10 protein-coding genes and 1 pseudogene are annotated in these 13,521 nt (G+C 59.2%); 9 read left to right on the top strand and 2 right to left on the bottom strand.

What is annotated here, in order from left to right:
- The first annotated feature begins 160 nt into the window (after positions 1 to 160).
- The 3 genes from LB453_RS15750 (at position 161) to LB453_RS15740 (ending at position 4,220) form a co-directional block, all read left to right on the top strand.
- The gene (locus LB453_RS15750; protein WP_103795300.1) at positions 161 to 1,645 is read left to right on the top strand and encodes a sugar porter family MFS transporter; all 1,485 of its coding nucleotides are present in this window, start codon (positions 161 to 163) and stop codon (positions 1,643 to 1,645) included.
- 405 nt (positions 1,646 to 2,050) lie between these two features.
- Entirely contained in the window at positions 2,051 to 2,452 is a 402-nt protein-coding gene (locus tag LB453_RS15745; RefSeq protein WP_033751426.1) for an H-NS family nucleoid-associated regulatory protein, read from the top strand.
- A gap of 175 nt (positions 2,453 to 2,627) precedes the next feature.
- The gene (locus LB453_RS15740) at positions 2,628 to 4,220 is read left to right on the top strand and encodes an ABC-F family ATPase (RefSeq protein WP_103795301.1); all 1,593 of its coding nucleotides are present in this window, start codon (positions 2,628 to 2,630) and stop codon (positions 4,218 to 4,220) included.
- 121 nt (positions 4,221 to 4,341) lie between these two features.
- Here LB453_RS15740 and moeB read toward each other — a convergent pair whose 3' ends face one another.
- A complete protein-coding gene (gene moeB, locus LB453_RS15735; protein WP_103795302.1) occupies positions 4,342 to 5,094 on the bottom strand; it encodes a molybdopterin-synthase adenylyltransferase MoeB in 753 nt (250 codons plus the stop codon).
- Entirely contained in the window at positions 5,094 to 6,329 is a 1,236-nt protein-coding gene (gene moeA / locus LB453_RS15730; RefSeq protein ID WP_103795303.1) for a molybdopterin molybdotransferase MoeA, read from the bottom strand. Before moeA ends, moeB begins: the two co-directional genes overlap by 1 nt.
- A 225-nt stretch (positions 6,330 to 6,554) precedes the next feature.
- On the opposite strand from moeA, the gene LB453_RS15725 reads away from it, so the two are divergent.
- The 6 genes and pseudogenes from LB453_RS15725 to LB453_RS15700 all read left to right on the top strand — a co-directional run bounded on the left by LB453_RS15725 (position 6,555) and on the right by LB453_RS15700 (position 13,274).
- Positions 6,555 to 7,514: an isoaspartyl peptidase/L-asparaginase family protein gene (locus LB453_RS15725; RefSeq protein WP_103795304.1), complete on the top strand. Its 960-nt coding sequence runs from the start codon at positions 6,555 to 6,557 to the stop codon at positions 7,512 to 7,514.
- Between the two features lie 9 nt (positions 7,515 to 7,523).
- Positions 7,524 to 9,371, top strand: coding sequence for a glutathione ABC transporter ATP-binding protein GsiA (gsiA, locus tag LB453_RS15720; RefSeq protein WP_103795305.1), 1,848 nt, complete (start codon positions 7,524 to 7,526; stop codon positions 9,369 to 9,371).
- 38 nt (positions 9,372 to 9,409) lie between these two features.
- Positions 9,410 to 10,943, top strand: a pseudogene (gsiB, locus tag LB453_RS15715) (glutathione ABC transporter substrate-binding protein GsiB).
- A 49-nt stretch (positions 10,944 to 10,992) separates the two neighbouring features.
- Complete coding sequence (gene gsiC / locus LB453_RS15710; protein WP_103795307.1) at positions 10,993 to 11,913, top strand: glutathione ABC transporter permease GsiC; 921 nt, start codon at positions 10,993 to 10,995, stop codon at positions 11,911 to 11,913.
- Between the two features lie 9 nt (positions 11,914 to 11,922).
- Positions 11,923 to 12,828, top strand: coding sequence for a glutathione ABC transporter permease GsiD (gene gsiD / locus LB453_RS15705; protein WP_103795308.1), 906 nt, complete (start codon positions 11,923 to 11,925; stop codon positions 12,826 to 12,828).
- Complete coding sequence (locus LB453_RS15700; RefSeq protein ID WP_103795309.1) at positions 12,825 to 13,274, top strand: DUF4385 domain-containing protein; 450 nt, start codon at positions 12,825 to 12,827, stop codon at positions 13,272 to 13,274. The genes gsiD and LB453_RS15700 overlap by 4 nt, the downstream gene beginning before the upstream one ends.
- The last annotated feature ends 247 nt before the right edge of the window (positions 13,275 to 13,521 follow it).

Genomic DNA, 13,521 nt, shown 5'->3' with positions numbered 1-13,521 from the left:
TCAGGCGATAAGGTAAAGCCTTACAGGGCATAAATGTGATCGGTCAGGCAAAAATAAGCGGTGCACATGATTCACCACGCAAAACCAATATTTCATATTTTCTATTTGCGATAGAAATAATCTATTTTCACTGGACACCTGCACAACATCGGGAGAAGACATGTCCAGAGAATCCTACCTTACGCTAAATAAAGCCTCAGGGCCGAACAGCAACGCCCGCACCGAACCCTTTGTCAAAGTTATCGCCGTGGTTGCTACGCTTGGCGGCCTGCTGTTTGGCTACGATACCGGCGTTATCTCGGGTGCGCTGCTGTTTATGGGCCCGGAACTCCATCTGACGCCGTTCACTACCGGTCTGGTGACCAGCAGCCTGCTATTCGGTGCGGCCTTCGGCGCGCTGCTCTCCGGCCATTTCGCGGCAGCGGCCGGACGGAAAAAAATTATTCTGGTATTAGCCGTTATCTTTGCTGTGGGCGCCCTGGGCACCTCCATGGCGCCGGATGTGGCCTGGATGATTTTCTTCCGTCTGGTGCTGGGGGTCGCCGTCGGCGGCGCGGCGGCCACCGTACCGGTTTATATTGCGGAGATCGCCCCGGCCAACCGACGTGGCCAGCTGGTGACGCTGCAGGAGCTGATGATCGTCTCCGGCCAGATGCTGGCCTATATCTCCAACGCCGGCTTCAATGCTGCCTGGGGTGGGGAAACGACCTGGCGCTGGATGCTGGCGGTGGCGACGCTGCCGGCGGTGCTGCTCTTCTTCGGTATGATGTTTATGCCGGACACGCCGCGCTGGTACGCGATGAAAGGGCGTCTGGCGGAGGCGCGCAGGGTACTGGAGCGAACCCGCGCCCGGCAGGATGTGGAATGGGAGCTGACGGAGATTGAAGAGACCCTGACGGAAGAGCAGCAGCAGCGCCCGCGCCTGAGTGAGCTGCGCAAACCCTGGCTGTTCAGGCTGTTTTTGATCGGCATGGGCATTGCGGTTATTCAGCAGCTGACGGGCGTCAATACCATTATGTATTACGCGCCGACCATGCTGAAAGCGGTCGGCATGGATGACAGCGCGGCACTCTTTGCCACCATCGCCAACGGTGCCATCTCGGTGGTCATGACCTTTGTCGGCATCTGGCTGCTGGGAAAAATGGGGCGCCGGACGCTGACGATGATCGGCCAGTTTGGCTGCACCGCCTGTCTGATTTTTATCGGCGCGGTAACGCTTTTTATGCCGGAAACCGTTAACGGCCAGCCTGATATGTGGCGCAGCTATATGGTGCTGCTGGGCATGCTGCTGTTTTTAAGCTTTCAACAGGGCGCGTTATCACCGGTCACCTGGCTGCTGCTGTCTGAAATATTCCCGACTCGCCTGCGCGGTATTTTTATGGGCGGCGCGGTATTCGCCATGTGGATCGCCAATTTCCTTATTTCGCTTATGTTTCCGGTGCTGCTGGCAAGCGTCGGTCTGGCGGGCGCTTTCTTTATCTTTGCGCTGGTAGGCATTGCAGGCGCGATATTTGTCATTAAGTGCGTACCGGAAACGCGTAATCGTAGCCTTGAGCAGATTGAACACTATCTGCATGAAACGCTCTCGCGCGATGATGAGTTTGTGCGCGAACCCCTGGGACGGCCCGCAAATAAAACATCATAATTAAAGGTTATCAATTCAGGCAGGAGCCGGCGCACGCGCCGGCTTTTTTTTTATCCATTTGTGCCAGCCTCTGGTTAAACTGGAGGTCGGCACCCTGTGACAGCTGGCCTGACACTATTTGTAAAATATTATTTTTGAAGCACCTTATATCGTTTTTTATCCCAGGCCGCGGCACTATTTAACCCATCAGCCTTGAATGAAAACGATTTCAGCCGCCTCTTTTATCCAGAGGTGTAGTGTTAATTCATCATTAATAACACTGTAAGAATTCGCTTAAGTTTCCGCTAACAAAATTCATCTTCACACTTCGGAATTTTCTGTTGTAGAAAATTAATTTATTTTTTTATTTGAATTGGGTAATCTTGTCGCTACAGTTTTATTAAACCCCTAGTCAAGGACATTGTAATGAGTGACGCATTTAAAGTTCTGAACAACATTCGCACATTACGTGCTCAGGCACGTGAACTGCCATTGAGCGATCTGGAAGAAATTCTGGAGAAATTAACCGTCGTCGTTACGGAACGTCGTGAAGAAGTGGAAGCTGAAGAAGCACAAAACCGCGAAAAAGAAGAAAAGCTGTCTAAATATCGTGAAATGCTGCTGGCTGACGGTATCGACCCGAACGAATTACTGGGTGCGCTGGAAACCGGTAAAAAACGCGCCAAGCGCGCGCCGCGTCCCGCCAAGTATTCATATACTGACGAGAACGGCGAAGTAAAATCCTGGACTGGCCAGGGCCGTACCCCAGCGGCAATTAAAAAGGCGCTGGATTCCGGCAAAAGCCTTGACGATTTCCTGATCGGCTAAATTTACCCAATCCTTGCAAGTGGGAGCCGGTGGCCTGAACAGCCACCGGCTTTTTATTTTTCCCCCACTGCCAGCGGCTTGCCTCAGGGCGCACGCCTGGCGCTGGCATGCGTAAGGCGATGTCTGGCATAATGGCCGCCGTTTTTCCCCTCACTCAGCCATAAAGGTCAATGCCGTGTTAGTAAGCAGCAATATCACCATGCAGTTTGGCAGCAAGCCACTGTTCGAAAATATCTCCGTAAAATTTGGCGGCGGTAATCGTTACGGTTTAATCGGTGCAAACGGCAGCGGTAAATCCACCTTTATGAAAATCCTCGGCGGCGACCTTGTGCCTACCGGCGGTAATGTCTCTTACGATCCCAATGAACGCATCGGTAAGTTAAGACAGGATCAGTTTGCGTTTGAGCAATATAGCGTGCTGGACACCGTCATCATGGGTCACCATGAATTGTGGGAAGTAAAGCAGGAGCGCGACCGCATTTACGCTTTGCCGGAAATGAGCGAAGAGGAAGGCTATAAAGTTGCGGACCTGGAAGCGCTTTATGGCGAGATGGATGGCTACAGCGCCGAATCGCGCGCTGGCGAGTTATTACTCGGTGTAGGCATTCCGGTCGAGCAGCATTATGGCCCAATGAGCGAAATTGCACCGGGCTGGAAATTACGCGTGCTGCTGGCGCAGGCGTTATTTTCAAATCCCGATATTTTGTTACTGGACGAACCAACCAACAACCTGGATATTGATACCATCCGCTGGCTGGAGCAGGTGCTGAACGAGCGTGAAAGCACCATGATCATCATTTCGCACGACCGTCATTTTCTGAATATGGTTTGTACTCATATGGCGGATCTCGATTACGGCGAATTACGCGTATATCCAGGCAATTATGACGAGTATATGACGGCGGCCACCCAGTCGCGCGAACGTTTATTAGCGGACAACGCCAAGAAAAAAGCGCAGATTGCCGAGCTGCAGTCTTTCGTTAGCCGCTTTAGCGCTAACGCCTCTAAATCGCGTCAGGCAACGTCGCGCGCGAAACAAATTGATAAAATCAAGCTGGATGAAGTTAAAGCGTCCAGCCGTCAGAACCCCTTTATTCGTTTTGAACAGGACAAGAAACTGTTCCGTAATGCGCTGGAAGTCGAAGCGCTTACCAAAGGTTTTGATAACGGCCCGCTGTTTAAAAATCTCAATCTGCTGCTTGAAGTTGGCGAGAAGCTGGCGGTTATCGGCGCCAACGGTATTGGTAAATCCACGCTGCTGAAAACGCTGGTGGGCGAACTTGCGCCAGACAGCGGCAGCGTTAAATGGTCGGAAAATGCGCGCATTGGCTATTATGCGCAGGATCACGCCACCGATTTCGCCGATGACCTTAGCGTCTTCGACTGGATGAGCCAGTGGAAGCAGGAAGGGGATGATGAGCAGGCGGTGCGCAGCATTCTGGGGCGTCTGCTCTTCAGCCATGACGACATCAAAAAACCGGCGAAGGTGCTGTCGGGCGGTGAAAAAGGGCGCATGCTGTTCGGCAAGCTGATGATGCAGAAACCCAATATCCTGATTATGGATGAACCGACCAACCACCTGGATATGGAGTCGATCGAATCGCTGAATATGGCGCTGGAGATGTATGAAGGCACGCTGATCTTCGTTTCGCACGACCGCGAATTCGTCAGCTCGCTGGCGACCCGCGTGCTGGAGATCAAAGAGGACCGCGTAGTGGACTTTACCGGCACCTACGAAGATTATCTGCGTAGCCAGGGTATTTACTGATTGCTGGCAGCAAGATAAGCAGGGCCGGGTCAGTTACCGCAGGCGAATAACAACGCCACTTGCGTTAGCGCAAAACAGGCAGACGGCTTTATAAAGGGGATAGCTCAGGCTATCCCCTTACTTATTTACCACACACTTCGCAGTGCGCATCCTGCGCCACCTTCATGCTGCGGAATTCCGCGCTCATCGCATCATACATCAGCAGCCGCGACGCAGCGGGGGTGCCAAAGGCGCTCAGCACTTTAATCGCCTCCATCGCCTGCATGGCACCAATCACGCCGACCAGCGGCGCCATCACGCCAGCCTCAACGCAGCTTAGCGTCTGTTCGCCGAACAGGCGGCTGATACAGCGATAGCAGGGGGTGCCTGGCTGCCAGGTAAAGACGCTAATCTGACCTTCCATACGGATGGCCGCCCCGGACACCAGCGGCACGCCGCGCGCCCGGCAAAGCCGGTTGAGCTGTTCGCGGATCTGCACGTTGTCGGTGCAGTCGAGCACCACCTGATGCCCGGCGATCAGCGCCTCAAGCGCCGCTTCCTCCAGTACGCCGTTAAGGGTATCGATATGCAGATGCGGGTTGATGGCGGCCAGACTCTCCGCCGCCGAGTCGACCTTGGCGCGGCCGATATCCGCGTCGTGATGCAGGATCTGACGCTGCAGATTCGACAGCGCGACGGTATCGAAGTCGAGCAGGGTCAGCGCGCCAACGCCCGCGGCAGCCAGATAAGGCGACGCCGCGCAGCCCAGCCCGCCGAGACCGACGATCAGCGCGCGGCTCGCCTTGAGTTTTTCCTGGCCGTCGAAGTCGAAGCCGCGCAGCACAATCTGGCGGTTATAGCGCAGCATCTCTTCATCGCTGAGTTCGGGTAGCATCACCCCTCCAGCAGCGCGTTAAAAGGTTCAACCTCAACCCATTCGCCCGGCTCGACCGCGCCGCGATCGCGCTCCAGCACGATAAAGCAGTTGGCGGCAGCAAACGAGCTAAAGACGTGCGAGCCCTGATGGCCGGTGCTGCGCACCTCCAGTTCGCCGTCCGCGCCGCGGCTCATAACGCCACGCTGGAAATCGAGACGGCCAGGGGATTTTTTCAGGCGTGAGGCGGCGCGCGCGCGCAGGCGCGGCGGCAGCGGCGATTCGCTCTGGCCGGTCAGGGCGGCGAGCAGCGGCTGCACCAGCTGATAAAAAGTTACGGCGGCCGACACCGGATTGCCCGGCAGTCCGCAGAACCAGCTGCTGGCGAGGCGGCCAAAGGCGAAAGGCTTACCCGGCTTGATGGCCAGCTTCCAGAAGGTGATAACGCCCAGCTCGTCCAGCATGGCTTTAGTGAAATCCGCTTCGCCCACCGACACGCCGCCGGTGCTGATCACCACATCCGCCTGGCGATCCGCCTCGGCAAAGGCGTGACGCAGCGCCTGCGGATCATCTTTGATGATGCCCAGGTCGATCACTTCGCAGCCGAGCTTGTGCAGCATCAGCGAGACGGTAAAGCGGTTGGTGTCGTAAATCTGGCCGGGAGCCAGCGGCTGGCCGACCGGCTGCAGCTCGTCGCCGGTGGAGAAAACCGCAACGCGCAGCTTGCGCAATACGCTGACCTCGGCAAGGCCGAGCGAGGCGAGGAGCGGCAGCTCCGCCGCGCCGAGGCGCACGCCCGCCGCCAGCACCGGCTGGTCGCGGCGGATATCTTCGCCGATCAGCCGGATATTTTGTCCCGCCCGCACCGGCGCGTTAATGACAATGCCCTCTTCAACCTCGCGCGTCTCTTCCTGCATCACCACCGCTTCGCAGCCCGGCGGCACCGGCGCGCCGGTCATAATGCGTACCACGCTTCCCGCCGGCCAGTCGCCGTTAAAAGGCGCGCCGGCAAAGGCTTTGCCAGCGATCTTCAGCGGTCGATCGGAGGCGATATCGGCCAGCCGTACGGCGTAGCCGTCCATTGCCGAGTTATCGAACGGCGGAACGTCAATCGGCGACGCCACCGGTACGGCGGTAATGCGGCCAACCGCGTCGGCCAGCGGCACGCTGACGCGATCGCGGAGAGGCTGAAGCTGCGCCAGCATTTTCGCCTGCGCCTCTTCCAGAGAAATTAATCCTGCGGTAAAGCTTTCCATCGTATTGGTAACCTGAGTAAAGACAGTTGCTGACTATTATGGTGCTAATTGCCAGCGGAGTCACATTTCCGCCGCGGCATAAGCCACAATAAAAGGTTATGGCCGACGCGCCAGTTTCCGCTTTACAAGCTCAGGCAGGCTTTCTATAGTCAAAAATCATTTAATTTGGCTGAAAACCATTTTAAATCAGTGTTTTCACGCCGGTAAAAGGACAGGGCAAGCGTTATGGTTAAAGCAGTCATCGCCATTCACGGTGGGGCAGGCGCCATTACGCGCTCGGCAATGAGCGCAGAAAAAGAGCAGGCGTACCGTCAGGCGCTGAGCGATATCCTCAGCGTGGGGCAGCAGATGCTGGCGCAGGGCGCCAGCGCGCTGGACGTCGTGACCGAGGCGGTGCGGCTGCTGGAAGAGTGCCCGCTGTTCAACGCCGGGAGGGGCGCGGTCTTTACCCATCAGGGCACGCACGAGCTGGATGCCTGCGTAATGGACGGCCGCACGCTGGCGGTGGGCGCAGTGGCGGGCGTGTCGCGCCTGCGCAACCCGGTGCTGGCGGCGCGCAAGGTGCTGGAGGCGAGCCCGCACGTACTCTTTATCGGCGCGGGCGCGGAGCAGTTTGCGCGGGAGCACGGGCTGGAGGAGGTCGACCCCACCTTTTTTTCGACGCCGGAACGCCGGGAGCAGCTGCAGCGCGCGCTGGCGAGCGACGAGATGGTGCTCGACCACGACGGCGCGGCGAAGTCTGACGACCCGCTCGATCCCGACCGTAAATTTGGCACCGTGGGCGCGGTAGCGATCGACGCGGAGGGCAATCTCGCCGCCGCCACGTCGACCGGGGGCATGACCAACAAGCAGGCGGGCCGCGTCGGCGACTCGCCGCTGCCGGGCGCGGGCTGCTACGCCAGCAACGATACGGTGGCGGTCTCCTGCACCGGCACGGGCGAGGTCTTTATCCGTACCCTGGCGGCCTATGATATCGCCGCGCAGATGCGCTACGGCGGCCACTCGCTGCAGCAGGCCTGCGTTAACGTGATCCACGACGCCATCCCCGAACTGGGCGGCAGCGGCGGGCTGATCGCTATCGACCGCTTTGGCAACGTGGCGCTGCCGTTTAACAGCGAAGGCATGTACCGCGGTGTGGCGCGCGTGGGCGAAGAGATTGAGGTCGGCATCTACCGCGAAGGCTAAGGAGCAGGCATGACGCAGCAAATGGCGCCGGAGCAGGTTCTGGCGGTACGCAATCTCAACGTGCGCTTCAGCCATGAAGGGCGCATCACGCACGCGGTGCGCGACCTTTCGCTGGAGGTGCAGCGCGGCGAAACCCTGGCGATCGTGGGCGAGTCTGGATCCGGCAAATCGGTCACCTCGCTGGCGCTGATGCGGCTGATTGAGCAGGCGGGCGGCGAGGTCAGCGGCGATATTCTGCTGCGCCGCCGCAGCGGCGAGCTGCTGGACGTGGCGCGCGCAACGCCGGGCGTGATGCGTCGCGTACGCGGCGCCGATATGGCGATGATCTTTCAGGAGCCGATGACCTCCCTTAACCCGGTTTTCACCGTTGGTGAGCAGATCGCCGAATCGATCCGTCTGCATCAGGGCAAAAGCCACCAGCAGGCGCTGGCGGAAGCGCGCCGCATGCTCGATCTGGTGCGCATTCCCGAAGCCCAGGGCGTGCTGTCGCGCTATCCGCATCAGCTCTCCGGCGGTATGCGTCAGCGCGTGGTGATCGCCATGGCGCTGTCGTGTCGTCCCGCGCTGCTGATCGCCGATGAGCCGACCACGGCGCTCGACGTGACGATTCAGGCGCAAATCCTGCAGCTGATCCGCGTGCTGCAAAAAGAGATGCAGATGGGGGTGATTTTTATCACCCACGATATGGGCGTCGTGGCGGAAATGGCGGATCGCGTGCAGGTGATGTACTGCGGCGACGTGGTGGAGCGCGCGCCGGTGCAGCAGCTGTTCGACGCGCCGCAGCAGCCCTATACCCAGGCGCTGCTCGCCGCGGTGCCAAAACTCGGCGCGATGAGCGGCCAGCCGCTGCCCGCGCGTTTTCCGCTGCTGCATCCGGGCGGACAGGCGGAGCCGGAGACGCCGCAGGATACGGCGCGGCGCGATCTCGATCCGATTTTGCAGGTGCGCGATCTGGTGACGCGCTTTGATATTCGCGGCGGCCTGTTTAACCGCGTTAAGCGCCGCGTTCACGCAGTAGAGAAGGTGAGTTTCGATCTCTACGCCGGCGAGACGCTGGCGCTGGTAGGCGAATCCGGCTGCGGCAAATCCACCACCGGGCGCTCGCTGCTGCGGCTGGTGGCGAGCCAGGGCGGCACCATCACCTTCAACGGCCAGCGCATCGACACCCTGAGCGGCCCGGCGCTGGCGCACCTGCGGCGCGATATCCAGTTTATCTTTCAGGATCCCTACGCCTCGCTCGATCCGCGTCTGACGGTGGGCTTCTCTGTTATGGAGCCGCTGCTGGTACACAAGGTGATGCCGCGCCGCGAGGCGGAACAGCGCGTCGCCTGGCTGCTGGAAAAAGTGGGGCTACTGCCAGAGCACGCGCAGCGCTATCCCCATGAGTTCTCGGGTGGCCAGCGCCAGCGCATCTGTATCGCGCGCGCGCTGGCGCTCAATCCCAAAGTGGTCATCGCCGACGAGTCGGTGTCGGCGCTTGACGTCTCAATCCAGGCGCAGATCGTCAATCTGATGCTCGACCTGCAGCGCGAGTTTGGCATCGCTTTCCTGTTTATTTCCCACGATATGGCCGTTGTCGAGCGCATCAGCCATCGCGTGGCGGTTATGTATCTGGGACAGATCGTTGAAATAGGGCCGCGCCAGGCGGTGTTTGAGCAGCCGCGCCACCCCTACACCCGCAAGCTGATGGCCGCCGTTCCGGTGGCGGATCCGGCGCATCGTCGGCGCGAACGCGCGCTGATGGTGGATGAAATACCCAGCGCCGTGCGCGCGCTGGGTGATGAGCCTGAAGTGGCGCCGCTGATGGAGGTGGCACCGGGCCATTTCGTTGCGCGCCACGCAATCAGCAGCACCTGACATCACAATCACACTAAGCAGGGATACAGGAGAACATGATGCACAACGCAATGCGTAAAGGGTTACTGGCTGCGGGCGTAATGAGCGCCATGGCGGCGCTGCCCGCCTGGGCGGCAAAAGACGCGGTTATCGCCGTCGGGTCCAACTTCACCACGCTCGATCCCTACGACGCTAACGACACGCTGTCGCAGGCGGTGGCGAAATCGTTCTATCAGGGACTGTTCGGCTTCGATAAAGAGATGAAGCTGACCAACGTGCTGGCGGAAAGCTATCAGGCCAGCCCGGACGGTCTCACCTACACCATTAAGCTGCGTCCGGGAATTAAATTCCAGGACGGCACTGACTTTAACGCCGAAGCGGTTAAGGTCAACCTGAAGCGCCAGCAATCCCGATAATCACCTTAAGCGCTACAACCTGTTTAAATATATCGCCACTACCGAGGCGGTCGATCCCACCACGGTAAAGATCACGCTGAAACAGCCTTTTTCCGCCTTTATCAACAACCTGGCGCATCCGGCCGCGGCGATGATTTCACCGACCGCGCTGAAAAAGTATGGCAAAGAGATCGGTTTTCACCCGGTCGGCACCGGCCCCTATGAGCTGGTGACCTGGAACCAGACCGACTACGTGAAGGTGAAAAAGTGGGACGGCTACTGGAAGAAGGGCTATCCAAAGCTCGACAGCATCACCTGGCGTCCGGTGGTGGACAACAACACCCGCGCGGCGATGCTGCAGACCGGCGAAGCGAACTTCGCCTTCCCGATCCCCTTTGAGCAGGCCAAACTGCTGGAGAAGAACGCGAAGCTGAAGGTAGTGACGTCGCCGTCGATCATGCAGCGCTATATCAGCCTGAACGTCACCCAGAAGCCGTTCGACAACCCGAAAGTACGCGAGGCGCTGGCGTACGCCATTAACCGCGAGGCGCTGACCAAAGTCGCCTTTGCCGGCTACGCGAAGCCAGCGACCGGCATCGTGCCGCCGTCGATCGACTTTGCGCAGACCTACCCGGCGATACAATATAACCCGGCCAAAGCGCGCGAGCTGCTGAAGGAAGCGGGCTACCCCAACGGTTTTGAAACCACGCTCTGGTCGTCGCACAACCACAGCACCGCGCAAAAAGTGCTGCAGTTTACCCAGCAGCAACTGGCGCAGGTGGGTGTGAAGGTCAAGGTAACGGCGATGGACGCGGGCCAGCGCGCCGCGGAGGTAGAGAGTAAAGGGCAGAAAGAGAGCGGCGTACGCATGTTCTATACCGGCTGGTCCGCCTCCACCGGCGAAGCCGACTGGGCGCTGACGCCGCTGTTCGCCACCACCTCCTGGCCGCCTGCCATCTTTAACACCGCTTTCTACAGCAATCCGCAGGTGGATAAAGATCTGGCCGACGCGCTGAAGACCACCGATCGCGAGCGCAAAGCCAGCCTCTATAAAGACGCGCAGGATAAAATCTGGAACGACCATCCGTGGATCCCACTGGTGGTGGAGCAGCTGGTTTCCGCCAATACGGCGTCGCTGACCGGGTTCTACGTGATGCCCGACACCTCATTTAGCTTTGACGAGGCCGACCTGAAGTAACCCGACCGGCCAGCCCGCGCGGGCTGGCCGCCGCTGCGCAGGATTTCGCATGCTTAACTATTTTATTAAACGTCTGCTCGGGCTTATCCCGACGCTGCTGATTGTCGCGGTGCTGGTGTTCCTGTTCGTTCACCTGCTGCCGGGCGATCCGGCGCGCCTTATTGCCGGTCAGGACGCCGACGCCACGGTAGTGGCGCTGGTTCGCCAGGAGCTGGGACTGGATCAGCCGCTGCCGCAGCAGTTCTGGCACTTTATTCTCAATGCGCTGCAGGGCGACTTTGGCCATTCGCTGGTCTCGAAGCGGCCGGTGGCGGAAGAGATCGCGACCCGCTTTATGCCGACGCTGTGGCTGACGCTGGCCAGCATGATCTGGGCGGTGATTTTTGGTATGGCGATCGGCATCGTCTCCGCCGTGTGGCGCAACCGCTGGCCCGATCGCCTCGGCATGACGCTGGCGGTCTCGGGCATCTCTTTTCCTGCTTTCGCGCTCGGCATGCTGCTGATGCAGATCTTCTCCGTCGAGCTGGGCTGGCTGCCGACCGTCGGTGCTGACAGCTGGCGCCACTATATTTTGCCATCCATCACGCTGGGCGCCGCGGTAGCGGCGGTGATGGCGCGCTTTACCCGCGCCTCCTTCGTGGAAGTCATGCAGGAAGACTATATGCGCACCGCGCGCGCTAAAGGGGTGCGCGAATCGCTGGTGGTGGTCAAGCACGGCCTGCGCAACGCCATGATCCCGGTGGTTACCATGATGGGCCTGCAGTTTGGCTTTCTGCTCGGCGGCTCAATCGTGGTGGAGGTGGTCTTTAACTGGCCCGGCCTTGGCCGCCTGCTGGTGGATTCAGTGGAGATGCGCGACTACCCGGTGATCCAGGCCGAAGTGCTGCTCTTCTCGCTGGAGTTCATCCTGATTAACCTGATTGTCGATCTGCTCTATGCGGCAATCAATCCCGCTATTCGCTACAGGTAAGGAGTCGCAATGAAAAACTGGCGACGCGAAGCGGTGCTGAAAAGCCTGCCGCTGACGACGGAAAATCGGGTTCGTACGCCCTGGAGCGAGTTCTGGCGGCGCTTCCGCCGCCAGCCGGTGGCGATGACCTCCGGGCTGTTCGTGCTGCTGCTGATCGTGCTGGCGTTTATCGCGCCGCTGATCGCGCCGTTCGACGCCGAAAACTATTTCGATTACGACCGGCTCAACCAGGGCCCTTCGCTGGTGCACTGGTTCGGCGTCGATTCGCTGGGCCGTGATATCTTCAGCCGCGTGCTGGTCGGCACGCGCATTTCGCTGATTGCCGGCTTCTTTTCGGTGGCGATCGGCGCGGCCATCGGCACCTTTTTCGGTCTGCTGGCGGGCTATTACGAGGGGGCCTGGGATCGTATCACCATGCGTATCTGCGACGTGCTGTTCGCTTTTCCCGGCATTCTGCTGGCGATTGCGGTGGTGGCGATTATGGGCAGCGGCATGAGCAACGTAATTATCGCAGTGGCGATTTTCAGCATTCCGGCATTCGCCCGTCTGGTGCGCGGCAATACGCTGGTGCTGAAACATCAGACCTATATTGAGTCGGCGCGCAGCATCGGCGCCTCGGACGCCACCATCCTGCTGCGCCATATTCTGCCCGGCACGGTGTCGTCTATCGTGGTCTACTTCACCATGCGCATCGGCACCTCGATCATTACCGCCGCCAGCCTGTCGTTTCTCGGGCTGGGAGCGCAGCCGCCGACGCCGGAGTGGGGGGCGATGCTCAACGAAGCGCGCGCCGACATGGTGCTGGCGCCGCACGTAGCGATTTTCCCCAGCCTCGCGATTTTTCTCACGGTTTTAGCATTTAATTTGCTTGGCGACGGGCTTCGCGACGCACTCGATCCTAAACTCAAGACATGAAAAAATTCGATTACGAGCAGGACTTTAAAACTATCGACTTCCGCAAGCACCCGGAGCGCTATCAGGTCGGGCGCGGCGAGCAGGGCGTGCTGATGGTCGAGCCGTATAAAAGCGAGATCTTGCCGCACTGGCGCTTCCGCACCGTGCCGATAGCTGAGGCCTCGGCGGCGAAGATTATGGCGCTGTTTGAGGAGTATCGCGCGCAGGATGATTTTGTCGGTATGGATATGGCGCGCAAGTTCATTCAGATGGGCTATACCCGCGCGCGCCGCTACAGCAATCATAAGGGCGGTCGCAAGTATGACGCGGAGGGCAATGAACCGCCGCGCGGCGTCGATGAAGAAAAGGCCGCTGCGGCGGCCGTTTTCAAAGCGTACTGGGATCGCCTGCGCGAAGATGAGGACTACCTGAGGCGTAAGCAGGCGCATCAACAGCTCTATGGCTAAATCCGCCTCGTCCGCTACCAGCAGAATGTCGTAACCCACCTCCACCTGACGCTGGCCCTATTCGGCACGTCGCCAGCGCTGGGCGCGCCATTTCGTCCTGTCCCATCTGAAATGCCGCGCTTTTTGTAGGGAGATTATGGCGTCTTTTCAGTAAGATACGCATCGATTTCGCCTGCTGAAAAGGTGGTCATTTACCGCTGACTTCGTAAATAAGTGCAAACGTCGCGTCCAGACCTTTAGCGGCTAA

Origin of the sequence: Pantoea agglomerans (assembly GCF_020149765.1) — a bacterium.
In the GTDB taxonomy this organism is placed as follows: domain Bacteria; phylum Pseudomonadota; class Gammaproteobacteria; order Enterobacterales; family Enterobacteriaceae; genus Pantoea; species Pantoea alvi.
This window is presented reverse-complemented; position numbering and strand designations above follow the sequence as displayed.